Raw genomic sequence first — 23,085 nt, 5'->3', positions numbered from 1 at the left:
TGCTCGATGCTGTGAGTGCCCACACAGATTGCTTGATTCAAATTGTTAAAGAGCGACGCAGCTTTTGGCTGCTGCGGGAGTGGCATTCTACTCAACCGCCTTCTCGAGTCAAGCCTTATTTTCAAAGGCTTTTCGAGGCTACCGACCGGCTTGTTTGCGTTGCCGCTTGCCCTGTCGATGGAGGCGCATTATAGGGAGCGAATTCGTTCTGGCAAGGGGGTAATTGCAAAAAGATGGCTTTCATCGCTCAACCGCTCACAAAGCAACCGCGGTGATGTATTAATGCACGAAAAGGATCTGCAGATTGGTATTCCGGATGCTGTATTGAGGCTGGCAGGTTGGCAGATCAAGCTTGTATCGATTTGGCTTTCCCCTGCTGCACAACCATGATGATCGGCTTTCCGCCTTCGGGTAACATAGCGCCCCTTTGCGATTCACACACTCTTGGGCTTTGGAGAGTTTAATGCCTTTTGCACTTGGCCAGCGTTGGATTAGTGATACAGAGACGGATCTGGGGTTGGGGACTGTCGTTGCTGTTGAAGGACGCATGGTTACCCTGTTGTTTCCGGCTACCGGTGAAAACCGCATGTATGCCAAAGAAGAGGCGCCGGTGACCCGGGTCAGCTTCAATGTGGGCGATCAGATAGCCAGTCACGAAGACTGGACCATGACGGTCGAAGAAGTGCAGGAGAAAGACGGCCTGCTTATATATGTGGGTGTGCGCACCGACAATGATGAGCCCGTTGCCCTCAAGGAAGTGTTTCTCAACAACTTCATCAAGTTCAACAAGCCGCAGGATCGCCTGTTCACCGGCCAGATCGACCGGATGTCCCGCTTTACCCTTCGTTACGAGGCGCTGGTCAACCAGCACCAGCGTCGCCGCAACCCGACTCGCGGTCTGGCTGGCGGGAAAGTCAGTCTGATCCCGCATCAGCTCTACATCGCCCATGAAGTGGGTCACCGCTACGCCCCGCGCGTATTGCTGGCGGACGAGGTGGGTCTGGGCAAGACCATCGAAGCAGGCATGATCATTCACCAGCAACTGCTCTCCGGCCGCGCCCATCGGGTGCTGATCCTGCTGCCCGAAACGCTCCAGCACCAGTGGCTGGTCGAGATGCTGCGCCGTTTCAACCTGCACTTCTCCCTGTTTGACGAGGAGCGCTGCATCGAGGCGTTCGCCGATGCGGAGAACCCCTTCGAGACCGAACAGCTGGTGATCTGCAGCCTCGACTTCCTGCGCAAGAAGCGTCGTCGCTTCGAACAGGTGCTGGAAGCCGAGTGGGATCTGCTGGTCGTCGACGAAGCGCACCATCTGGAATGGAGTGAGGAAGCCCCCAGCCGTCCCTACGAAATGGTGGAAGCGCTGGCCGAACAGGTACCAGGTGTACTGCTGCTGACCGCAACCCCTGATCAGCTGGGCCACCAGAGTCACTTTGCTCGTCTGCGCCTGCTCGACCCGGAGCGTTTCTACGACTACGACGCCTTCCTCGCCGAGGAGCAGGCCTACGGTCAGGTCGCGAGCGCAGCCCAGGAGCTGCTGGATGGCGAGACCCTGAGCAATGACGCCAAGCAAATCCTCGCCAGCCAGCTGGAAGGGCTGGACTTAAACGATGCAGCCGCCCGCCAGCAGGCGGTCGCCAAGCTGCTGGATCAGCATGGCACCGGCCGGGTGCTGTTCCGTAACAGCCGCGCCAATATTCAGGGCTTCCCGGAGCGCCACCTCAACGTCTACCCCATGCCGCTGCCGGAGCAGTACAAGACCGCCATCAAGGTGATGGGCATGATGGGTGGCAATGGCGGCGATCTGCAGACCCGTGCCCTGCGCTACCTCTATCCCGAGAAGATCTTCCAGCAGTTCGAAGGCGACAACGCTACCTGGACCCAGTTCGACCCGCGCGTCGAATGGTTGCTGGAACTGCTGCTCTCCGCCCGTCAGCAGAAGGTGCTGGTGATCTGCTCCGAAGCAGCCACCGCCATCGCCCTGGAAGAGGCGCTGCGCACCCGTGAAGGGATCCGTGGCGCCGTGTTCCACGAAGGGATGTCGATCCTCGAGCGGGACAAGGCCTCCGCCTATTTCGCTCAAGCTGAGGGGGGCGCTCAGGTGCTGCTCTGCTCCGAGATCGGCTCAGAAGGTCGCAACTTCCAGTTTGCCAGCCATCTGGTGCTGTTCGATCTGCCACTCAACCCGGATCTGCTGGAACAGCGTATCGGCCGACTGGATCGTATCGGTCAGCAGAATACCGTCGAGATCCACGTTCCCTATCTGGAAGGGACTGCCCAGCGCGCCCTGCAGCTCTGGTATCACGATGGTCTGGATGCGTTCGAGCAGACCTGCCCGACGGCCCGCCCGGTGTTCGAAGCGGTACGTGACGAGCTGTTCGAGCTGCTGGCCGCCAACACCGGCGAGCAGGGCCCCCTCGACGCCCTGCTGGCCAAGACCCGCGAACTGCACGAGCCGCTCAAGTCCCGGCTGGAACAGGGTCGCGATCGCCTGCTGGAAATCCACTCCAGCGGTGGCACCGCCGCCCAGCAGTTGGTCAACAAGCTCGCCGCCGAAGATGACGACACCGGCATGATCTCCTTCGCCCTCAAGATGTTCGACGAGATCGGCGTCAACCAGGATGATCGCGGTGAAAATGCGCTGGTGCTGACTCCCGGGGATCACATGCTGGTGCCGAGCTTCCCGGGCCTGCCGCAAGACGGCATGACCATCACCTTCGATCGCAACACCGCCCTGTCGCGGGATGACATGGCGCTGCTCTCCTGGGATCACCCCATGATGCGCGGCGGTATCGACCTGATCCTGGGTTCCGAGATCGGTGCCACCTCGGTGGCACTGCTCAAGAACAAGGCGCTGCCGGTCGGCTCCATCCTGCTTGAGCTGATCTTCGTTGCCGAGTCCGCAGCTCATCCACAGCTCTACCGTTTCATGCCGCCGACGCCGATCCGTCTGCTGATGGACAAGAACGGCCAGAATCTGGGAGAGAAGGTGGCATTCGATGCCTTCAACCGCCAGCTGACACCGGTCAACCGCCACCTTGGTAGCAAGCTGGTTACCGCATCCCAGCCGGTGATCCACGGCCTGATTGGCAAGGGCGAGGTCATTGCCAACGAACTGAAAGCCGGGATTGTCGACAAGGCCCGTGCCCAGATGGCGCAGACCCTGCAACAGGATCTGGACAGGCTGGAGGCACTCAAGGCGGTCAACCCGAATGTGCGCGACAGCGAACTGGATTATCTGCGCAATTTGCAGGCAGAATTGCACCACCTGATCGACCAGACCCAGCTCAAGCTGGATGCCATCCGCTTTATTGTGGTTACCCATAACTGATAAAACGGTGCAGGCATCATCTGGTTGCTAACGACCAGACCCAACTCAGGCTGGATGCCATGCACTTTTGATCGTGGTTACCCATAACTGACAAAACGGTGCAGGCATCATCTGGTTGATAATAGCCAGGCCCAACGCGAGTTGGCTGCCATGCACTTTTATCGTGGTAACCCATAACTGATGGGGGGCTTGCCCCCGCTTTGACCCAAGATGCGAGACGCTATGTTTGTATACTCCCCGCCCCTGGAACCCTGGCTCGATATCCTGTTCAAGGACAAGGACATCATGGTGGTCAACAAGCCCACTGGCCTGCTGAGCGTCCCCGGGCGCGGCCCCGAGAATGAAGACAGCGTGCTCCATCGGGTCAAGCAGCAGCACCCCAAGGCGGCAGCCGCCCATCGCCTCGACATGGCGACCACAGGCGTGCTGGTGATCCCGCTCAACCCCAACTCCCACCGGGAGCTGAGCCGGCAATTCCGCGAGCGGGAGACCGAGAAGCACTACCTCGCCTGGGTGTGGGGTGAACCGGAGCTGGATGCGGGCGAAGTGGATCTGCCGCTCTGCGTCGACTGGCCCAACCGGCCGAAGCAGAAGGTGGATTTTGAGGAGGGGCGTCATGCCCTGACACTGTGGCAAAAACTTAAGGTGGAGAACGGCAACAGCCTGATCAAGCTGACCCCGATTACCGGTCGCTCCCATCAGTTGCGGGTACACATGCTGGAGCTGGGTCACCCCATCCTCGGTGACAACCTCTACGCCAACCCGGATGCGCTGGCGGCTGCACCGCACCTTTATCTGCATGCGGCCAGCCTGACCATCAGCCACCCCAGAAGCGGCGAGCGGATGACCTTCGAGGCCCCGGCCCCTTTCCCGGTCTGAGCCTGGCAGATAACAGCCCAATAAAAAGAAAGCCCCCATCGAGAGATGGGGGCTTTTTTATCGCTCAGACGCGGATATCGATCTTGCTTCCGAGGGAAGCACTGGCCGATGTCGGCGCTGCCGGAGCGGATTGCGCTGCTGTTTCCAGCAGTTTCAGTGCGGATTCGCCTTCCTGGGTCTGCTGCTTTTTGGCCAGGCTGGCCACCATTAGTGCAGAACCGAACGACGCATTTGCAGAACTAGAAATATCCATTGTGTACCTCCTGCCAAGAGACTATCGGCCGGGCCCGGTGAGACATGAGCCATATCGTTCAACGCAGATATGCCTTGTCCGGCGAGCGCCGGGCCAACCAACGCTCTTCCATCTCCAGCAATGTCTGATAGGCCTTTTCAGCATGCTCCGGGCGACTGAACAGATATCCCTGCCCATACAGATGTATGTCGGTCAATGAGCGCAGCACATCGAGCTGCCCCTGGGTCTCGATCCCTTCACATACCAGTTTCTTGCCAAGCATGGAGCCCATACGGCAGATGTTGGCGACCAGTTCGGCCGCCTCGATAGAGGTGTCGATACCCTGAATGAAGGACCTGTCTATCTTCACCTTGCTCACCGGCAGCTTCTGCAGATAGCTGAGGGAGGAGTAGCCGGTGCCGAAGTCGTCAAGGGCCAGATGTACCCCCTGCTGGCTGAGATCCTGCATCAACTGCAGCGAGTTCTTGACCTCGCGCATGGTGGTGTCTTCCGTCACCTCCAGCACCAGGCTGGACGCGGGAATATGGTGCTCCATCAGCGCTCTGGCCACCAGCTTCAGCAGGTTGCGCTGGTACATGCCCGGGGAGATGTTCACGCACATCTGCAAGTCCACCAAACCCAGGTGCTGCCACTGATGCAGTTGCTCACATGCGGTATTCAATACCCAACCACCCAGTTTCTCAGCCAGCTGAAACTCTTCCGCCACCTGGATCACCTCGTTGGGCGGGATAAAGCCAAGCTCGGGATGGCGCCAGCGCAGCAGCGCCTCCACGGCTTCACAGCGGCCACTTTCCAGATTGACGATGGGCTGGTAATAGAGCTCGAGCGCATTGTGCTCCAGTGCCATCACCATGTCGGAAGCAAGATGCTTGCGCCTGGCCGTCTCGTTGAGCAGGGAACTGTCATAGATGACATAGGGAACATGGGTCTTGCGGCTGTGAGAGAGGGCCTGCTCCGCCCGGCTGAGCAACTCCTGGGTCTGGTTGCTGTCGGTCGGGAAGAAGGCGATACCGATACCAACCTCAAGCCGAAAAGGGTAGTTGTCGATGATGATGTCTTGCTTGATGGAGTGGAGTACTCTGGCCACGAGCTCCCTGACCTGGCGAAGATCGCTCCCCTCCCGTTGCAGCATGGCAAGCTGATCTCCCCCCAAACGCGCCACCCACTCCCCGTTTTCGCACAGGGCGCGCAACCGCTTTGCCACCTCTTGCAACAGGAGGTCCCCTGTGTTGTAGCCAAACTTGCTGTTGATATCACGAAAGTCGTTGATGTCGACCAGCACCAGTCCGAAGGAGGTGTCACGGGTGACATAGGCATCCATCTTTTCCAGCAGCGCCAGCCGGTTGGCGAGCCCGGTGAGGGGATCGATCCTAGCGGTCCTGAAATGGCGCCTGGCTTCTCGCACCAGCAGGCCGCTGAGCAGAATGACGGACACCACCAGCCCCGACACCATGAACAGCAGGGCATTGCGCAACTGGCCAAAACGCGCGTCGTTGCCCGTATAGACGTTGATATTGTTCTGCATGACGGAAGCAAGAGAGTAAGAGAGGGGTTCCTGCAAGGGCGCCAGTGTCATCATGACTTGCTGGTAATCCGGCGTCCCCGGTTTGAGCCTGACCAAATCAGGCTCCAGCTTGCGGATACTGCTTTCGGTCAGTTTCACCAGCCGCAGCGTCTTCGGATTGTCCGCGAGGCTTTTTCTCAATTGGCCGCTCAGGAGGATGGGGGTACGACTCCAGAGAATGTCATAGCGGAGCAGCAGGGCTTCCTGGTCTATGCCGCCATAGTGGTAAATCTCGACGGCATTGAGAAAGCGGCCCAGCTCGAGCTGCAACTGCATCAATGCCCAGGAGACGTCATAGGTGTACTTCTCCATCACCCGGGTCGCATTTTGTATCTGCACCAGGCAATAGAGGGTGCTACCCGTGAACAACAGAATGGATAGATAAAGAACGCCGAGTAAGGGCCAGGCCCTGGTCTTCGCTTTCACCCAGTACTCCCGTAAACCACCGTTTTTACTGCTGAATGTCGATCGCACTCAGTTGCCAGATCATCATGTCGGTGAACTCGGAACGCCTGAGTTCGGGATGCTGATCCAGTGGCAGGATAAACCAGAGCGGCCCCTTGTCACGTACCCGCATGGTCATCCCGTCATCCTGCCAGGCCAGGATAGGATCGTATTGCTTGACCTTATCCCAGTTGATCCGGATCTGGAAACTGTTCAGGGCGGTGAGCGTGATGCTCTTGCCGTTGGCCTTTACCTCAGTCAGCACGTCCGCCAGTTTCGGCCCCACGTATTTGTGCGGTTTGTCCACCCAGGGATTGCTCGTCACCACCTCATGCTGCGGCAGCGCCTGGATCATGGCCATATCGAACAGCACCTCTCCATCTGCCGGATCGGCAGGGTCCAGATTCCCCGTCACCCTGAGAATGACCGGCCCCTGCGGTGTCGCCAGCGCCATGCCCGGCAAGGCCAGGAAAAGGAGTAACGGGAGAAGCCCTAAGTATCGCATGTTCACCTCAGATCATTTCACTATCAACAACTTCAGCTTAGTAGCACTAAAAAAAACGGCCCGCAAAAGCGAGCCGTTTGATGACTTGACGGGATTACATCATACCCATACCGCCCATGCCACCCATATCAGGCATGGCAGGTGCATCTTTCTTCGGCAGCTCGGAGATCATGCACTCTGTGGTGATCATCAGGCCGGCGACGGACGAGGCGAACTGCAGGGCAGAACGGGTTACCTTGGTCGGATCCAGGATACCCATGGCCAGCATGTCGCCGTACTGTTCGGTGTAGGCGTTGTAACCGTAGTTGCCTTCACCGTTCTTCACGGCATTGGCGATGACGGAGGCTTCTTCGCCGGCGTTGATGACGATTTGACGCAGCGGGGCTTCCATGGCGCGCAGGGCAACCTTGATACCGACGTTCTGGTCTTCGTTGTCACCACGCAGGGAGGCCAGCTTGGCAGCAACGCGCACCAGCGCTACACCACCACCGGCAACCACGCCTTCTTCCACGGCTGCGCGAGTGGCGTGCAGGGCATCGTCAACACGGGCTTTCTTCTCTTTCATTTCAACTTCAGTGGCAGCACCCACCTTGATCACGGCAACACCGCCGGCCAGCTTGGCCACGCGCTCTTGCAGCTTCTCACGGTCGTAATCGGAAGAGGTCTCTTCGATCTGCTGACGGATCTGGGCCACGCGGCTTTCGATCAGGGCAGCATCACCCACGCCATCGATGATGGTGGTGTTCTCTTTGGTGATGACGATGCGCTTGGCACGGCCCAGATCTTCCAGGGTCGCTTTTTCCAGCTCCATGCCCACTTCTTCGGAGATCACGGTACCACCGGTCAGGATGGCGATATCCTGCAGCATGGCCTTGCGGCGATCACCGAAGCCCGGCGCCTTGACGGCGGCCACTTTCACGATGCCACGCATGGTGTTGACCACCAGAGTCGCCAGCGCTTCGCCTTCCACGTCTTCGGCCACGATGATCAGCGGTTTGCCCGCCTTGGCCACACCTTCCAGCACCGGCAGCATTTCGCGGATGTTGGAGACTTTCTTGTCCACCAGCAGGATGAAGGGGTCATCCAGTTCGACGGAGCCGGTTTCCGGTTTGTTCACGAAGTAAGGGGAGAGGTAGCCGCGGTCGAACTGCATGCCTTCTACCACCGCCAGCTCGTCGTCCAGGCCCTGACCGTCTTCCACGGTGATGACGCCGTCACGACCGACCTTGTCCATGGCTTCGGCAATCAGCTTGCCGACCTTCTCGTCGGAGTTGGCGGAGATGGTGCCTACCTGGGCGATGGCATTGTTGTCGGCACAAGGGGTGGACAGAGCTTGCAGCTCGGCAACGGCAGCCACAACGGCCTTGTCGATACCACGCTTCAGATCCATGGGATTCATGCCGGCGGCAACGGCCTTCAGGCCTTCGTTGACGATGGCTTGAGCCAGTACGGTGGCAGTGGTGGTACCGTCACCGGCGGCATCATTGGCCTTGGAAGCGACTTCCTTGACCATCTGGGCACCCATGTTCTGGAACTTGTCTTCCAGTTCGATTTCACGGGCAACGGAGACGCCATCCTTGGTGATGGTCGGGGCGCCGAAGGACTTGTCCAGCACCACGTTGCGGCCTTTCGGGCCCAGGGTCACCTTGACGGCATCGGCCAGGATGTTGACGCCTTCCAGCATTTTGATGCGAGCTTCGTTGCCAAACTTAACTTCTTTAGCTGCCATGTTCTTCAATCCTTAAATCAATTCGGGAAAAGAGGGAGGGTGATTACTCTTCGACAATCGCCAGGATGTCGGTCTCGGACAGGATCAGTACGTCCTGGCCATCCAGCTTTTCGGTCTTCACGCCGTAGCCTTCGTTGAAGATCACCTTGTCACCCACCTTGACGGCCAGTGCTTTGACATCCCCATTGTCCAGAATTCGACCAGTCCCCACGGCAAGAACTTCACCACGGGTGGACTTCTGGGCCGCAGTGCCAGTCAAGACGATGCCGCCAGCGGATTTGGCTTCAGCTTCGATGCGCTTGATGATGACGCGGTCGTGCAGTGGACGAATTTTCATCGATAACTCTCCCAAAATGAGTCTCTGTGTTGCTTGAGGAATGGCCGCAATCGGCCAAATTTGTCATGTCCCTGATCTGGGGCAACAGGGCTAGCCCTTCAAGGGCAAATACAAAAAAAATATTTTCACGTACTATGAATACCTTCGATGGATCACCCATCCCCAATCAGGAAGGCGGATGGAGACGGCCAGCATTCAGGCCCAAAGCACCTAGAGACTCTGCCTTGAGCCGACCCAATCCCATGCTGACCGCCCCCATGACACCCATGCTGCTGCGCATGACGGGCCCCATGATCCTGGGCATCATCGCCATCCTGGCCTTCAACCTGGTCGATACCTTCTTCATCGGCATGCTGGGTACCCAGGCGCTGGCCGCCATCAGTTTCACCTTCCCGGTCACCTTTGTCGTCACCTCCCTGACCATGGGGCTGGGGGCGGGCCTGTGCGCCCTGCTCGGTCATGCCCTGGGGCAGGGTCGCCATGACGAGGCAGCCCGCATCACCACAGACTGTCTGTTCCTTGCCGTCATCCTGGTGAGTCTGCTCGCCGGGCTGGGGGCATTGACCATTACCCCTCTGTTCACCCTGCTGGGGGCCAGCGCCGAGCTCATCTCCCTCATCCACGACTACATGCTCATCTGGTATCTGACCGTCCCCATGCTGGTCGTGCCCATGGTCGGCAATGCGGCCATCCGGACGACGGGGGATACCAAGACCCCCAGTCTGGTGATGGGGGTCGCCGGTCTGGTCAACGGCGTGCTGGATCCTCTGCTCATCTTCGGGCCGGGCCCCTTCCCCGAGTGGGGCATTCGGGGAGCCGCCATCGCCACTTCCCTCTCCTGGCTGATGGCCATGCTGGTCAGCCTCTATATATTGCGCCACCGCGAGGGCCTGCTGCGCTGGCGCCTCTCCCCGCGCCCGCAGTTGCTGGCCCACTGGCGCGCCCTGCTCCATGTGGCGGTGCCCGCATCGTTTACCAACATGCTCAACCCACTGGCCAACGCCGTGTTGATGATCATTTTCGCCGGGCTGGGAACCGAGGTGGTCGCCGCCTACGGCGCGGCATCCCGGGTCGAGGCCTTGCTGCTCATCGTGATGATGGCGCTCTCCTCCGTGCTGGCTCCCTTCATCTCGCAGAACTGCGGCGCCGGGAATCCGGCCCGAGCCAAGGCCGCCCTGCTGCTCTGCATGCGCTTCGCCCTGCTGTTTCAGCTTGGGGTCTACGCGCTGACCTGGCTTCTCGCCCCCTTCATCGCCGATCTGTTCAGCGATCATCCGCAAGTGGTGCGACTCATCGTGCTCTATCTGCATCTGGTCCCCATTGGCTACGGTTTTCAGGGCATGGTGATGCTGCTGGCATCGGCGCTCAACGGCGTCAGGGCATCGGCGGTGTCACTGCTGATAAACGGCATCAGACTGTTTGTCTTCTTGCTGCCGGGGGCCTGGCTGGGGGCAAAACTGGGGGGAGAACAGGGGATCTATCTGGGGATGCTGCTGGCGAACCTGGCCGCCGGATTGCTGGCATGGGGGTATGCCCGCCACAGATTCGAGCGGCTGTGCCATCAGGGGAGATCCTGACGGCACAGCCCGAGGCTCGCGATTACTCTTTGCGTTCGAACTCCCCTTCGATGGTGTTGCCACCCCCTCGCGGGGATTGTCCGGGCCTGTCATCGCCGGGACCCGGCTCGAACGGCTGCTGGCGAGCCTGGAAGCCCCCCATCTGCATCCTGAACTGATTGCTGCCAATCAGCTTGTCGGCCAGCATGTTGCGCAGCCAGGGCTGCAGCAGCAGGATGCCGACAATATCGCTCACAAATCCCGGGATAATCAGCAGCAAGCCCGCCAGCGCCAGCATCATGCCCCCCATCACCTCGCGGCCGGGCATCTCCCCCAGCTGCATCTTCTGCTGGGCAGTGAGCAGGGTCTTGATCCCCTCGCTGCGCACCAGCGACGATCCCAGCACGGCGGTCAGCACCAGCAAGCCAACGGTCGGCAAGGCCCCGATCACGGAGCCCACCTTGATCATGACGGTGAGCTCCAGCAATACCAGCCCGACCAACAACAGTAACAACTTGCCCATAGCAACCTCGGAGCGATGAATGAATGGACCCGGGGTGTCCGGTCGGCAGCCGCACATCGCTGATGCTGGCGCGCCGGGTTCAGGTCTTCTGACATTAACATGGGGCTGGTTGATCATTTTTCAAGCCTCTCCTGCCGCAGGCCCCGGAATACGGATAAATATTTGTCCGCCCAACTGGGATTGAGGTGGTTGTTCTGTCAAAGTTAATCGCCCGATTGCAATATCTGTTTAATGACCACAAGAAATCTGAGGTTGCCTCAAATTTAGTGATCCAGGTCTAATACCGGATACCTCAATTGGGGTAACATCAACACCAGTCATTGCACAGGGAGCAACTGGCTCCCAACTGCCCCACCCGATGTGTGGTGCTTCAGGATGAAATGTGCGTAGGGAAATCGCGACCACTCGGTGAGGATCGTTTCCATTTATTTGATTTCTGAGGCATAACAATGAGCGACATCAAGAACGTCCGCATTGAAGAAGACCTGCTGGGCACCAAAGAAGTTTCCAACGACCTCTACTACGGCGTGCACACCCTGCGCGCTGTTGAAAACTTCAAGATCAGCACTCAGAAGATTTCTGACGTTCCCGAGTTTGTTCGTGGCATGGTCCTGACCAAGAAGGCGGCTGCACTGGCCAACGGTGAGCTGGGCACCATCCGTCCCGAGATCGCAGACAAGATTGTCGAAGCCTGCGACCTGATGCTGAACACCGGCAAGTGCTTCGACCAGTTCCCGGTCGATGTCTATCAGGGCGGCGCCGGTACCTCCGTCAACATGAACACCAACGAAGTGCTGGCCAACATCGCCCTCGAGCTGATGGGACTTGAAAAGGGTCGCTACGACGTCATCAACCCCAACGATCACGTCAACAAGTGCCAGTCCACCAACGATGCCTACCCCACCGGTTTCCGCGTGGCCGTGGTCAACAGCACCGACACCACCCTGCACGCTCTGGAAGCCCTCATCGCGGCCTTCGATGTCAAAGCCAAGGAATTCAAACATATCCTGAAAATGGGCCGTACCCAGTTGCAGGACGCCGTGCCCATGACCCTGGGTCAGGAGTTCCACGCCTTCGCCGTCACCCTGCGTGAAGAGATCAAATCCATCAAGCGTTGCCAGGAGCTGCTGCTGGAAGTGAACCTGGGCGCCACCGCCATCGGTACCGGTCTGAACACTCCGCCCGAGTACTCCGGTCTTGCCATCAAGCGTCTGGCCGAGATCACCGGTCGTGCCTACGTGCCGGCAGAGGACCTCATCGAAGCGACCTCCGACTGCGGCGCCTATGTGATGCTGCACGGTGCGGTCAAGCGCCTGGCCATGAAGCTCTCCAAGATCTGTAATGACCTGCGTCTGCTCTCCTCCGGCCCGCGCACCGCGCTCAAAGAGATCAACCTGCCGGAAATGCAGGCTGGCTCCTCCATCATGCCGGCCAAGGTCAACCCGGTCATTCCGGAAGTGGTCAACCAGTCCTGCTTCAAGGTATTCGGCAACGACGTCACCATCACCTTCGCCGCCGAGGCCGGTCAGCTGCAGCTGAACGTCATGGAGCCGGTGATTGGTCAGGCCATGTTCGAATCCCTGAGCCTGATGGAAAAAGCCTGCATCTCCCTGCGCGAGAAGTGCGTGGAAGGCATCACCGCCAACCCGGACATCTGCATGAACCACGTGCTGAACTCCATCGGCATCGTGACCTACCTGAACCCCTTCATCGGTCACCATGAAGGCGATATCGTCGGCAAGATCTGTGCCCAGACCGGCAAGAACGTCCGCGAAGTCGTGCTGGAACGCGGCCTGCTGACCGCCGAACAGCTGGACGAGATCCTCTCCATCGAGAACCTGATGAACCCGCAATACAAAGCCAAGCGTTACACCCGCGAAGCCACCGTATAAGCGAGCAGATGGGCCGGGGTTATCCCGGCCCATTTAAAGTCAATTCCCGAGCGGTCTCTCCACAGCCCCATCGGGAATTGGCTTTTCAGCCTAATAAAACCTAAAAAAACTGGAAAATGGAGTGTTCGCTATGATTGGAATCGAGTTACTTGTCGTGCTCGCCGCTATCTATCTGGGGGCCCGGATAGGCAGTATAGGTATCGGCTTTGCCGGTGGTCTTGGGGTACTGGTACTGACCTGGGGGCTGGGCATGCCCATCCCGAGCGATCAGCTGGTGACCTATCTCCCGTGGGACGTGATCATGATCATCGCGTCCGTCATCTGCGCCATTGCCTGTATGCAGCTGGCTGGCGGGATGGATTATCTGGTGCACCTGGCCGAAAAAGCCCTGCGCAAGAATCCCAAGCACATCACCTTCGCCGCGCCGGTCGTCACCTACCTGATGACCATGCTGGCCGGGACCGGTCACACCGCCTTCTCCACCCTGCCGGTGATCGCCGAAGTGGCCAAGGAGCAGGGCATTCGCCCCTCCCGTCCGCTCTCCATCGCGGTCGTTGCCTCCCAGATTGCCATCACCGCCTCCCCCATCTCGGCGGCCGTGGTCGCCTTCTCCGGCATGCTGGAGCCGCGTGGCGTCGACTACCTGACCCTGCTGGCCATCTGCATCCCGTCCAGCTTCATCGCCTGTCTGCTGGGGGCCTTCATCGCCAACCTGCTGGGCAAGCCGCTGGATCAGGACGAAGTCTATCTGGAGCGCAAAGCCAAGGGACTCATCAAGCTGCGCGGTACCAGCCAGGTTGAGATCAAGCCTTATGCCAAGCTCTCCGTCGGCATCTTCGTCGCCTCCATCGTGGCCGTGATGGCCTATGCCACCGCCATCTCCGGCAACGTCGGCCTCATCAGCAGCCCGCCGATCCCCCGCGATGGCGCCATCATGGGCATCATGCTCTCCGCCGCTACCCTGATGGTCCTGTTCTGCAAACTGGACGCGGCCCAGATCACCAACATGCCGACCTTCAAGTCCGGTATGTCCGCCTGTATCTGCGTGCTGGGCGTGGCCTGGCTGGGCAACGTCTTCGTGAAGGGCAACATGGTCGAGATCCAGGCGTTCGCCGGCGATCTGCTGAGCCAATACAGCTGGCTGCTGGCCGTGGTGCTGTTCTTCTCCTCCATGCTGCTCTACTCGCAAGGTGCCACCACCAAGGCCCTGATGCCTGCCGCCCTGGCACTGGGTGTCAGCCCGCTGGCGGCCATCGCCTCCTTCGCCGCCGTGAGCGCCCTGTTCGTACTGCCGACCTACCCGACCCTGCTGGCCGCGGTCGAGATGGACGACACCGGATCCACCCGCATCGGCAAGGCCGTGTTCAACCACCCCTTCTTCATCCCGGGTGTGGCCACCATCGCCATGGCAGTGGCGCTCGGCTTCTTCTTCGGTGGTCTCATCCTCTGACCGGTGAACCACCCCATGTAAAACGGCCCGAACGGGCCGTTTTTTTATGCCAGGCCACCGCCGGGCTCCCATGAAAAAGCCGCTCCCGGGAGCGGCTTTCGTCATCTTGGCGGCATCCTCAGGCCGTGGTCTGGCGGGTACCGAAATAGTCAGCCAGGAAGTCGTCGAACGACAGGCTGTCACTGCGTTCCCGCTCCCGCTGCTTGGCCAGGGAGTCCCGTGCCTCGCCAGCAAAGTAGGCCTCGTCCCAGTACTGCAGCTCGCCGGCCAGCATCTCTTCCCGGTAGCGGCTCGCCAGCGCATCGCCGAAGCAGCCGTTGTCCTGGCCGCTTGAAAGCAACTGCTTGAGCAGGCGGGCGGAGTAGGTCTGCTCGGGGTCGAGCAGCTTCTCACGGTGCATCGCCAGCGTCTCGCGATAGCGGTTGCGACCGCAGCAGCGATCCAGCAGCGCTGCGACCTCGGCCAGCTCGTCGAACAGCTTGAGGCCGTACTCCTTGAGGCCGATGGCATTGCCCTGCTCATCTTCAAGCGTCAGGCCGGGGCGACGCCCCTCCAGCACCACCTTGTTCTGGTTGCGGCGGTTGCGGGCAACCTCGTCATCCGAGAGCACGAGGGACGGGCGCAACAGGCACCAGACCAGGAAGAGATCGAAGAAGCGGATCTGATCCACCTCGATACCAAACGGGGTAAAGGGATTGACGTCCACCGTGCGCAGCTCGATGTATTCGATGCCGCGCTGCTCCAGCGCATCCGAGGGCTTCTCGCCGCTGCGGGGAGTACGCTTGGGGCGGATCGGCGCGTAGAGCTCGTTCTCCAGCTGCAGCACGTTGTCGTTGAGCTGGCGGTACTCGCCGTTCACCTTGACCCCTATCCTGGCGAAGTCGGGATCATGGGTATTGATGGCCCGGCGCAGGCTGCTCACATAGGAGGGCAGGCTGTCATGACTGATCTTGAGCCCCGCCTGGGCGCTGTTGGTGTAACCGAGATCGGACAGGCGCAGAGCCGTGGCATAGGGCAGGTAAAGGGTGCCCTTGCCGGTCTTCTGGAACGGCAGGCTGCTCTTGCGCCCCTTGAGGAAGGAGTCGCAGATGGCCGGAGACGCGCCGAACAGATAGGGCACCAGCCAGCCGAAGCGGTAGACGTTGCGAATAAGCCCCATGTACTTGTCGGAGATGAAGCGCTGGCTGCAGCAGCCTTCTCCCACCAGATCCTGCCACTCGCACCAGAAGCTGTCCGGCATGGAGAAGTTGAAGTGCACCCCGGCGATCACCTGCATCAGGCTGCCGTAGCGGTTCTTCAGACCCTGGCGATAGAGGGTCTTCATCCGCCCGATGTTGGAACTGCCGTACTGGGCCAGGCGGATGCTCTCCTCGTCACCGACGAAGCAGGGCATGGAGAGGGGCCAGATCCGCTCCTCTCCCAGATGATGAATGGTGTGGCGGTGAATGTCGCCGAGCTGCTCGATCAGGCTCTCGATGGAGTCGGTGGCCGGCGTGATGAACTCCAGCAGGCTCTCGGAGTAATCGGTAGTGATGTTGGCATGGGTCAGGGCCGACCCCAGGCTTCTGGGGTGATCGGTCTGGGCCAGGGTCCCTTCGGGGGTGATGCGCAGACATTCGCGCTCGATCCCGCGCCGGATCCCCTTGAGGGCGGTCACCCGTTCCGGGGTGCCCAGCGCAGCCAGCAACTCGGTGAGAGACAAGCTAGTAGTGGTCATATTCACGGCTCATGTGTGGCCGCCCCACCCGGGGCGGCACTTATTGTTGCGACGCCCCTCAGGGCAGTTGCAGTGGATAGATGGGAAGATGAAGCTCGCTCAGGGGTTTTTCAAGCTTTTGCTTGTCTCCCACCACCACAATCACCATCTCGGCCGGATCCAGCCAGCGGGCTGCACTGGCCTTCAGCGTCTCGGGTGACACCGTTTTGATCAGGTTGTTCTGGGCCTGCACATAGTCCGGCTTCAGGTCGTACATGATCATCTGCAGCAGGAAGCCAGCCTTCTGCCCCAGGGTCTCGTAGGAGAGCGCATCCTGCTGGGAGACGGCGCTGCGCATGTAGGCCAGCTCCACCGGGGTAGGCCCGCTCTTGCGGTAGCCGTCCATCTCCTTGAGGAACTGGCGGATGGCATCCACGGTCGCATCGGTGCGCACGTTGGCGCCGGTCGCGAAGACACCCGCCTCGCGGTTGGCCTGGAAACCCGAGCTGGCACCATAGGTGTAGCCCTTGTCTTCCCGCAGGTTGAGGTTGATGCGGCTGTTGAAGTTGCCACCCAGGTTGAAGTTCATCAGATTGGCGATGAAATAGTCTCCCGTGGTGTCAAACGCCATGGCGCGGCGGCCGATGCGGATCACCGACTGGGGGGCCCCCGGCTTGTCCACCAGATAGATGCCTGGCTTGGCCTGCTCTCCCCCGGGCTTGAGATCCCCCAGGGTCGGGGCGGCCCCCTGCCACTGGGTCAGGAAGTCGAGACCGGATTCTACCTGCTGGGCGGTCACATCACCTGTCACCACCACCTTGGCATTGGTCGGATTGTAATAAGCCTCATAGAAGCGCTTCACATCCGCCAGGGTCAGCTTCTCCACGTCCGCCAGCACCCCGTCAGAGGGTTGGCCGAGGCGGTTCTGCTTGCCATAGACCAGTTCGCGGAACGCCTGACCCGCCAGCCACTCGGGTTGCTGCTCGCTCTGTTTCATGCCTTGCAGCATCTGGGTCTTGAGCCGCTCGAAGTCCGCTTCCCGCAGGCCGGGTTGCAGCAGCACTTCCCGCACCAGCGCCAGGGTTTCGGGCAGCTTGTCCGCCAGACTGCTGATGGTGATGAGGTTGTTGTACTGGGCGCTGGAGACGCTGATGCTGGCGCCGAGTTTTTGCAGCTCGTCGCTCAGCTCGGCCTCGGAGAGGCGCGTCGTCCCCTGCTCCAACATGGCGGCGGTGAGGCTGGCCAGCCCCAGCTCTCCCTTGCCTTCGGCCCGGATGCCACCCGGCAGGGCGATCATGATGGAGACGGCCGGGATCTCGTCGCTGTGGGTGCCGATGATCTCGATCCCCTTGTCGAGCTTGCCACGCCAGATGGCGGGCACCTTGACGCTCACCGCATCGGCCGCCTTGGGCTGCACGCTGCGATCGAAGTCATCTTTCACCGGCCGCTCGGCCAGCACCTTGTCATGCTTGCTGTAATCCGGCAGCTCCCGCTTGGCGGGAGTGAAATTGGGCTTGGCGGCCTGCCAGTCGCTCTTGCCCTTGGGCACCACGCTCAGCACCACGGCAGGCTTGTTCTGGATGAACTTGTCGTAGGCAGCCTTGACGTCAGACCCCTTGACCCGGGCGATGGCATCCAGATTCTTGAACACATAGTCGGGATCCCGGGCCAGCACCTGCCCCATGGCAAGCTGGCTGACCTTGCCCTCGATGCTGTCGAGTCCCCAGATGGCGGACGCGCGATAGCTGCTGATGGCCTTCTCCAGATCCGCGGGCTTGATGCCGCGCTGGGCAAACTCGCCGATCACCTTGTCCACCTCGCCCTTGAGGGTCTTGAGGCTGCCATCCGCCGCCGGATTGGGGTAGGCATAGACCGTCAGGGTGCAGGCAAGCTCTTCGCAGGAGTGGGAGGCACCCGCCTCTATGGCCTTGCCGGTTTTCACCAGGGACTGGTAGAGCATGGAGCTGGCAGAGCCCCCCAGCACATCGGCAAAGATGTCCAGCGCCGGCTCCTGCGGGTCACCCAGGGAGACGGTCGGGTAGCTGATATACAGGAGCGGCAGATGTACCTTGTCTTCCAGCGTCACGTAGCGGGTTGCCGGCAGGGTGGCAGGCTGGGGCGTCGGTTCGGCCACGTCCGGACCGCGCGGGATGGAACCGAAGTACTGCTCAATCCAGGCCAGCGCCTGCTTGGTATCAAAGTCGCCGCCCAGGGTCAGGGTGGCGTTGTTGGGGCCGTACCAGCGCAGGAAGAACTGCTTGAGGTCGTTGACGTCGACCCGGTCGAGATCCTCCACATAACCGATGGGTTGCCAGGAGTAGGGGTGGGTGCGCGGATAGAGTGCCTCCCCCACCCGCTCGCCCACCAGGCCATAAGGCTGGTTGTCGATGCGCTGGGCCCGTTCGTTCTTGACGGTGGCGCGCTGGATCTCGAACTTCTTCTGGCTCACCGCATCGAGCAGGAAGCCCATGCGATCCGCCTCCAGCCAGAGCACCTTCTCCAGCTGGTTGGCCGGCACGGTTTCGTAGTAGTTGGTGCGGTCCTTGTTGGTGGTGCCGTTCATGTCACCGCCCGCCTCGTTGATGATCCGCATGTGTTCCTGATCACCAACGTGCTTGGAGCCCTGGAACATCATGTGCTCGAAGAAGTGGGCAAAGCCCGACTTGCCCACGGTTTCCCGGGAAGAGCCGACGTGATAGGTGACGTCCAGATGCACCAGGGGATCGGAGTGGTCGGGGGCCAGGATCACGGTCAAACCGTTGTCCAGCTTGTACATCTGATAGGGAATGCCGAGCTTGCCCTCCTGCTTGACCTGCTCGGACACCAGGGTCGGGGCCGCCAGCACGGGAAGGGAGAAGCCCAGCAGCATGCTTAATGGAATGAGTTTGTTCACGGGTACCTCGTGAGTGACAAAAGGGCTAGAAGATCTGACTGGCCAGCAGAAACACCAGGGCATAACGAAGCAATTTGCCGAGCCCGATCAAGATGAGGGAGCGCCAGAAGGAGAGGCGCAGCCAACCAGCCAGCAGACAGAGACCATCGCCGACCACAGGCGTCCAGGCTAGCAGCAGACACCAGTGGCCATGACGTTTGAGCCAACCAAGGGCTTTTTGTTCCCCACGGCCTTGAAAATCTTCCGGTTTTTTCTTGTGGGTGGCGAGCCAGCCGAGCCACCAGGTGGTCATGGAACCCAGGGTATTGCCCAGCGTCGCCCAGAAAAGCAGGCTGGTCATGCTCCACTCCCCCTTGACCGCCATGGCCCCCAGCAGCACTTCCGAGCTGCCGGGCAACAGGGTGGCGGAGGTGAAGGCGCTCAGAAACAGCCCTCCCAGCCCCATTCCGGTGAAGTCTATCATCCGGGCTGACCGTCTGCGGCGGACATGCGCAGCAACAGCTTGCCGCGCACATGGCCCTGCTCGATGGCCTGATGGGCCAGCGCCCCTTCTGCCAGCGTGTATTCACCGGAGACGGTGATCTTCACTTCCCCCTGGCGAAGCAGCGTCAGCATCTGGGTCAGCTGCGTTCGATCGGGATGGACCAGCATGCCGACAACCTCGACACCGAGCTCGGCCCCCGCGTCCTTGATCTGCTGGGCCGTGATGGTGGGTACCGTCACCAGACGGCCGCCCGGCTTGACGCAGGCCAGCGCCGCCTTGCCGCTCTCGCCCCCCACCAGATCCAGCACCAGATCGAACGGACCATCGGTGATCGCCTCGGTGCACCACCCGGCCTGGTGGTAATCCACCATCCGGCTCGCCCCGAGACTATGAAGGAAGCTGTGATTGTCGCCGCTTGCCGTGGCAACCACGTGGGCACCATAGGCGGCGGCAAACTGCACCGCCAGATGGCCGACGCCACCGGCACCGGCCAGGATCAGTACCCGTTGCCCCGACTGCAAGCCACCGTGCTCCAGCAGCCCCTGCCAGGCGGTGAGTCCCGCCAGCGGCAGGGCCGCTCCCTGCCTGAGGCTCACCCCATCGAGCTTGACCAGCTCCTCCTCGCGGGCCACCACGGATTCGGCATATGCACCGGCGGCGAGGGGGAAACCCACCATGCCGCACACCAGTTCCCCCTCAGCCAGGGAGGTCACGCTGGGCCCCACCTTTTCCACCACACCGGAGACGTCATAGCCCGGCGTCCAGGGCAGGTTGTCCTTGTTCTGGGCGGCCGCCCAGCCGAGACCGGCCCGGGTCTTGGCATCGATGGGGTTGATCCCCGCAAAGCAGATGCGCACCCGGACCTCTCCCTCCGCGGGCACCTTGTACAGGGAAGGGTTGAGCCTGAGTACCGAGGGGTCGCCGAATGCGGTAATCTGTAGCTGCGTCATTGCACAATCCATCCTGTTGATTGATCAAGGGTCAACAGAATAACAGCGAGGACACCATGGCTCGAATGTTTCTTATTCCTCTGTTGCTGGCCCTGGGGTGGTGGGCGTTTCTGCTCTACTTCCGCATTCCGCTCAAACAGGGGGCCAAGGGCTTTTACTGGATCATGGGCATCGGCGGCGGGCTTGCCGCCTTCCTCAGCCTGATGATGGTGCTCACTCACTAGGGTTCGGGGACAAGGGGGAACAAGAGAAGATGCTGCAGGGACTGAACCATCTCACACTGGCAACCGGCAATCTCGACAGCAGCGTTGCCTTTTATGTCGACTTGCTGGGATGTCGCCCCAGGGTGAGATGGGCACGGGGAGCCTATCTCACCCTCGGCGATCTCTGGCTCTGTCTCTCCTGCGATCCTCCCCAACCGGCCAGAGATTACAGTCATGTCGCGTTTGGCATCTCGCCTGAACAGTTTCCAGCTTTCTGCGCCCGTCTGCGCGCGGCGGGCGTCGTGGAGTGGAAGAAGAACAGCAGCGAAGGGGATTCACTCTATCTGCTGGATCCCGACGGGCACCGGCTGGAAATCCATGCAGGCAACCTGGATAGCCGGCTCGCCTCCCTCAGACAGCAACCCTATGAGGGTCTTATCTGGTTCGACTGAGCCGGATTCACCCCTGCTCGGCACGAAGATGGTAGTGACGATTGCTGCCCTGCCCCAGCACGCCCTGCGCCAGCAGATGCTGGAACACCCGGTCCACCTCCTCCAGAGACAGTGACAATGCCTCTGCCACCTTGCGTTTGCTGCATTTGAGCTCGCCGCTCTCCAGCGCGCCGCGCACCTGGGCGACCACGGCTGGCTCGGGCACGGGTCTGCTGAATGCTGACGGCTCCGGGGTCGGCACTGCGACCAGGGCCTCGGCTTGCGCCTTCTCCCGTTGCCACATCCATTGACGGCGGAAGCGGTTCTCCTCACCGATCAGGCTGACGAAAAAGGCACCAAACGCATCGAGCAGGATAGACAGGAAGCAGACCAGCAGGAACTGCACCTGGCCGATGCTCATGCCCACCCCGTCCGCCAGACTGCTCATCAGCCCCAGCATGGAGGACTGCTCCCCCAGCGGCTTGGCGTCCCGCTCCTGGCGCAGCTCGTCCTGACGCAGCCTGAGCTTGGTGTTGGCCTGCTGCAGACCGCTGACGCCGCTCGAGATACGCGCCATCTCGATGTATTTGCGGGCCGCCTCTTCGTTGAGCTGGATCTGCCGCTCTATGCTGGCTATCTGCTCGTCGAAACGGGCTATCTCCCGCTCGTGACGCGCCTGCTGGCTCAGGATGGTGTTGGTGGCGCTGTTGATGCCGCCGATACTGCCCCCGATGGAGATGGCAGCGAGAACGCTGTAGAACAGCAGCGACCAGAAGGCGCCGCCCAGATCCCGCCTCGCCTTGCACTCGCCGTACTCGTACCAGACGTAGAACTTGCCCAGCTCGAAGATGATGGCCAGCCCGCCGAACAGCCACTTCATCAGGGGGTTTTCGTCGATGGAGAGAAACAGCAGCAGGGAGAAGACGATGGAAGCCAGAATGGCCAGCCCGGTAAAACTGTAGACAGTCGTGAGGGCGAACCATCCCTTGGGGTAACGCAATGCGGCGCAAGCCTGAGTAGTCATGATGAAACGGGAAACATCTGCAGGAAAAGTTGGCTGCCGATTATAGTCGCCACTCCCCCGGAGAGAAGGGCAAATCCCCGAATTCCCGCCGATGGACGATCAGCTGCCCAGAGTGCGACCAAAACGTGCAAATCGGCAGCAGAAAAACACTACAATCGACCCCGAACCTGAAGGACATCTGCGGTTATGCTCGGGTTAAGCCCGCCGCATTACACTCTTTTCCACCGAACACGACTCGAGGACATCATGAACAGAACGACGGCTTTGTTGCTCTCTCTTTTTCTGATCACCGGTAGCGCCCTGGCACAGGACGATGGGAGCCAGACCTTCTCCGTGGATGCGCTGACCTTCAATCTGGACTGGAATGACACGCAATTTGACTGGTCCCAGAGCAACTGCTTCGATCTCGGGAGCGGTGACGCGGCCGCCGCCGACTGCAAGAGGACCAACCTCAATCTGGAGGACGAGACGCAGCGCAACCAGCCCCCCAGCACCAACCAGATCAGCACGCAACCGGATCAATGATCCCCCTGACAGGAGCCTTGATGCGATGACCCACATGACCATGACTTCCCGCGGCGCACTGCTGCTCTCCCTGCTTCTGGTTCAGGGAATGGCCTTTGCTGCCCCCCCTTCCAAACACGATGACGACATCCGGATCTCCACCGACCAGGGCCGGGTAAGCCTGGATTGGGACGACAAGGAGTACGAGTGGTGGCAGCACAACTGCCTGGATGTCAGCACCCGGACCAGCCGCATCCAGCTCAACTGCGACAACATGGATGGAAAATACCGCGACCATTACAACCGCAGCATTCACAGTGGCAACAACCCGGGTCAGGGCCATGACAAGCCCAGGAACAAGCACGGCGGCAACGGCCACCAAAAACACTGACCAGCATGCCCATGGACATGGTTGAGGGGCCTGTGGCCCCTGGAGT

General features: G+C 60.6%; 21 protein-coding genes. 10 read left to right on the top strand and 11 right to left on the bottom strand.

Annotated features, from left to right (window positions below):
- Window positions 1-42 precede the first annotated feature (42 nt).
- The 3 genes from J9889_RS09170 to rluA all read left to right on the top strand — a co-directional run bounded on the left by J9889_RS09170 (window position 43) and on the right by rluA (window position 4,210).
- Window positions 43-390, top strand: a complete 348-nt coding sequence (locus J9889_RS09170; protein ID WP_210556454.1) for a hypothetical protein — start codon at window positions 43-45, stop codon at window positions 388-390.
- A 73-nt stretch (window positions 391-463) separates the two neighbouring features.
- The gene (rapA, locus tag J9889_RS09165) at window positions 464-3,331 is read left to right on the top strand and encodes an RNA polymerase-associated protein RapA (protein WP_210556451.1); all 2,868 of its coding nucleotides are present in this window, start codon (window positions 464-466) and stop codon (window positions 3,329-3,331) included.
- 222 nt (window positions 3,332-3,553) lie between these two features.
- Window positions 3,554-4,210, top strand: coding sequence for a bifunctional tRNA pseudouridine(32) synthase/23S rRNA pseudouridine(746) synthase RluA (rluA, locus tag J9889_RS09160; RefSeq protein WP_048209170.1), 657 nt, complete (start codon window positions 3,554-3,556; stop codon window positions 4,208-4,210).
- 64 nt (window positions 4,211-4,274) lie between these two features.
- On the opposite strand, the gene J9889_RS09155 is transcribed toward rluA, so the two are convergent.
- The 5 genes from J9889_RS09155 to J9889_RS09135 form a co-directional block, all read right to left on the bottom strand.
- Window positions 4,275-4,463, bottom strand: a complete 189-nt coding sequence (locus J9889_RS09155; protein ID WP_010673139.1) for a hypothetical protein — start codon at window positions 4,461-4,463, stop codon at window positions 4,275-4,277.
- Between the two features lie 58 nt (window positions 4,464-4,521).
- Complete coding sequence (locus J9889_RS09150; RefSeq protein ID WP_029313817.1) at window positions 4,522-6,453, bottom strand: GGDEF domain-containing phosphodiesterase; 1,932 nt, start codon at window positions 6,451-6,453, stop codon at window positions 4,522-4,524.
- A 25-nt stretch (window positions 6,454-6,478) separates the two neighbouring features.
- Entirely contained in the window at window positions 6,479-6,976 is a 498-nt protein-coding gene (locus tag J9889_RS09145; RefSeq protein WP_162726575.1) for a molybdopterin-binding oxidoreductase, read from the bottom strand.
- A 94-nt stretch (window positions 6,977-7,070) separates the two neighbouring features.
- A complete protein-coding gene (gene groL, locus J9889_RS09140; protein ID WP_010673136.1) occupies window positions 7,071-8,705 on the bottom strand; it encodes a chaperonin GroEL in 1,635 nt (544 codons plus the stop codon).
- 43 nt (window positions 8,706-8,748) lie between these two features.
- Window positions 8,749-9,042: a co-chaperone GroES gene (locus J9889_RS09135; protein ID WP_005309514.1), complete on the bottom strand. Its 294-nt coding sequence runs from the start codon at window positions 9,040-9,042 to the stop codon at window positions 8,749-8,751.
- A 242-nt stretch (window positions 9,043-9,284) separates the two neighbouring features.
- On the opposite strand from J9889_RS09135, the gene J9889_RS09130 reads away from it, so the two are divergent.
- Complete coding sequence (locus tag J9889_RS09130; RefSeq protein ID WP_232091065.1) at window positions 9,285-10,619, top strand: MATE family efflux transporter; 1,335 nt, start codon at window positions 9,285-9,287, stop codon at window positions 10,617-10,619.
- Between the two features lie 22 nt (window positions 10,620-10,641).
- On the opposite strand, the gene J9889_RS09125 is transcribed toward J9889_RS09130, so the two are convergent.
- Window positions 10,642-11,121, bottom strand: a complete 480-nt coding sequence (locus J9889_RS09125) for an FxsA family protein (RefSeq protein ID WP_039040009.1) — start codon at window positions 11,119-11,121, stop codon at window positions 10,642-10,644.
- Between the two features lie 449 nt (window positions 11,122-11,570).
- Between J9889_RS09125 and aspA the strand changes: the two genes are divergently transcribed.
- The gene (gene aspA / locus J9889_RS09120) at window positions 11,571-13,013 is read left to right on the top strand and encodes an aspartate ammonia-lyase (RefSeq protein ID WP_010673133.1); all 1,443 of its coding nucleotides are present in this window, start codon (window positions 11,571-11,573) and stop codon (window positions 13,011-13,013) included.
- A gap of 130 nt (window positions 13,014-13,143) precedes the next feature.
- Window positions 13,144-14,463: an anaerobic C4-dicarboxylate transporter gene (locus tag J9889_RS09115; protein WP_210556449.1), complete on the top strand. Its 1,320-nt coding sequence runs from the start codon at window positions 13,144-13,146 to the stop codon at window positions 14,461-14,463.
- Between the two features lie 118 nt (window positions 14,464-14,581).
- On the opposite strand, the gene gshA is transcribed toward J9889_RS09115, so the two are convergent.
- From gshA to J9889_RS09095, 4 genes are read right to left on the bottom strand one after another with little or no spacing between them, the layout of a single operon-like run.
- Entirely contained in the window at window positions 14,582-16,180 is a 1,599-nt protein-coding gene (gene gshA, locus J9889_RS09110) for a glutamate--cysteine ligase (RefSeq protein ID WP_210556447.1), read from the bottom strand.
- A gap of 58 nt (window positions 16,181-16,238) precedes the next feature.
- Window positions 16,239-19,052, bottom strand: a complete 2,814-nt coding sequence (locus J9889_RS09105; protein WP_210556445.1) for a pitrilysin family protein — start codon at window positions 19,050-19,052, stop codon at window positions 16,239-16,241.
- A 25-nt stretch (window positions 19,053-19,077) separates the two neighbouring features.
- The gene (locus J9889_RS09100) at window positions 19,078-19,515 is read right to left on the bottom strand and encodes a VTT domain-containing protein (RefSeq protein WP_029313803.1); all 438 of its coding nucleotides are present in this window, start codon (window positions 19,513-19,515) and stop codon (window positions 19,078-19,080) included.
- Window positions 19,512-20,486 (bottom strand): NADP-dependent oxidoreductase, encoded by a 975-nt coding sequence (locus J9889_RS09095; protein WP_210556436.1) that lies wholly within the window; start codon window positions 20,484-20,486, stop codon window positions 19,512-19,514. Before J9889_RS09095 ends, J9889_RS09100 begins: the two co-directional genes overlap by 4 nt.
- A gap of 56 nt (window positions 20,487-20,542) precedes the next feature.
- Here J9889_RS09095 and J9889_RS09090 point away from each other — a divergent pair, with 56 nt between their 5' ends.
- Window positions 20,543-20,710, top strand: coding sequence for a hypothetical protein (locus J9889_RS09090; protein WP_210556456.1), 168 nt, complete (start codon window positions 20,543-20,545; stop codon window positions 20,708-20,710).
- 29 nt (window positions 20,711-20,739) lie between these two features.
- On the top strand, window positions 20,740-21,141 hold the full coding sequence (gene fos / locus J9889_RS09085) for a fosfomycin resistance glutathione transferase (RefSeq protein WP_160838886.1): 402 nt from the start codon (window positions 20,740-20,742) through the stop codon (window positions 21,139-21,141).
- A gap of 7 nt (window positions 21,142-21,148) precedes the next feature.
- Here the strand turns inward: fos and J9889_RS09080 are convergent, their stop codons facing one another.
- The gene (locus J9889_RS09080) at window positions 21,149-22,144 is read right to left on the bottom strand and encodes a hypothetical protein (protein WP_052814584.1); all 996 of its coding nucleotides are present in this window, start codon (window positions 22,142-22,144) and stop codon (window positions 21,149-21,151) included.
- 246 nt (window positions 22,145-22,390) lie between these two features.
- On the opposite strand from J9889_RS09080, the gene J9889_RS09075 reads away from it, so the two are divergent.
- Window positions 22,391-22,669: a hypothetical protein gene (locus tag J9889_RS09075; protein WP_052814585.1), complete on the top strand. Its 279-nt coding sequence runs from the start codon at window positions 22,391-22,393 to the stop codon at window positions 22,667-22,669.
- A gap of 25 nt (window positions 22,670-22,694) precedes the next feature.
- A complete protein-coding gene (locus J9889_RS09070; RefSeq protein ID WP_010673122.1) occupies window positions 22,695-23,039 on the top strand; it encodes a hypothetical protein in 345 nt (114 codons plus the stop codon).
- Window positions 23,040-23,085: the final 46 nt, after the last annotated feature.

Source organism: Aeromonas sp. PrichA-15 (assembly GCF_017939245.1).
In the GTDB taxonomy this organism is placed as follows: Bacteria; Pseudomonadota; Gammaproteobacteria; order Enterobacterales; family Aeromonadaceae; genus Aeromonas; species Aeromonas caviae.
This window is presented reverse-complemented; position numbering and strand designations above follow the sequence as displayed.

Bases quoted from the DNA above. Each gene is read 5' to 3' on its own strand.
- rapA (WP_210556451.1), top strand. From the start codon at position 464: ATGCCTTTTGCACTTGGCCAGCGTTGGATTAGTGATACAGAGACGGAT.
- rluA (WP_048209170.1), top strand. From the start codon at position 3,554: ATGTTTGTATACTCCCCGCCCCTGGAACCCTGGCTCGATATCCTGTTC.
- J9889_RS09155 (WP_010673139.1), bottom strand. From the start codon at position 4,463: ATGGATATTTCTAGTTCTGCAAATGCGTCGTTCGGTTCTGCACTAATG.
- J9889_RS09145 (WP_162726575.1), bottom strand. From the start codon at position 6,976: ATGCGATACTTAGGGCTTCTCCCGTTACTCCTTTTCCTGGCCTTGCCG.
- groL (WP_010673136.1), bottom strand. From the start codon at position 8,705: ATGGCAGCTAAAGAAGTTAAGTTTGGCAACGAAGCTCGCATCAAAATG.
- J9889_RS09135 (WP_005309514.1), bottom strand. From the start codon at position 9,042: ATGAAAATTCGTCCACTGCACGACCGCGTCATCATCAAGCGCATCGAA.
- J9889_RS09130 (WP_232091065.1), top strand. From the start codon at position 9,285: ATGCTGACCGCCCCCATGACACCCATGCTGCTGCGCATGACGGGCCCC.
- J9889_RS09125 (WP_039040009.1), bottom strand. From the start codon at position 11,121: ATGGGCAAGTTGTTACTGTTGTTGGTCGGGCTGGTATTGCTGGAGCTC.
- aspA (WP_010673133.1), top strand. From the start codon at position 11,571: ATGAGCGACATCAAGAACGTCCGCATTGAAGAAGACCTGCTGGGCACC.
- J9889_RS09115 (WP_210556449.1), top strand. From the start codon at position 13,144: ATGATTGGAATCGAGTTACTTGTCGTGCTCGCCGCTATCTATCTGGGG.
- gshA (WP_210556447.1), bottom strand. From the start codon at position 16,180: ATGACCACTACTAGCTTGTCTCTCACCGAGTTGCTGGCTGCGCTGGGC.
- J9889_RS09100 (WP_029313803.1), bottom strand. From the start codon at position 19,515: ATGATAGACTTCACCGGAATGGGGCTGGGAGGGCTGTTTCTGAGCGCC.
- J9889_RS09095 (WP_210556436.1), bottom strand. From the start codon at position 20,486: ATGACGCAGCTACAGATTACCGCATTCGGCGACCCCTCGGTACTCAGG.
- J9889_RS09090 (WP_210556456.1), top strand. From the start codon at position 20,543: ATGGCTCGAATGTTTCTTATTCCTCTGTTGCTGGCCCTGGGGTGGTGG.
- fos (WP_160838886.1), top strand. From the start codon at position 20,740: ATGCTGCAGGGACTGAACCATCTCACACTGGCAACCGGCAATCTCGAC.
- J9889_RS09080 (WP_052814584.1), bottom strand. From the start codon at position 22,144: ATGACTACTCAGGCTTGCGCCGCATTGCGTTACCCCAAGGGATGGTTC.
- J9889_RS09075 (WP_052814585.1), top strand. From the start codon at position 22,391: ATGAACAGAACGACGGCTTTGTTGCTCTCTCTTTTTCTGATCACCGGT.
- J9889_RS09070 (WP_010673122.1), top strand. From the start codon at position 22,695: ATGACCCACATGACCATGACTTCCCGCGGCGCACTGCTGCTCTCCCTG.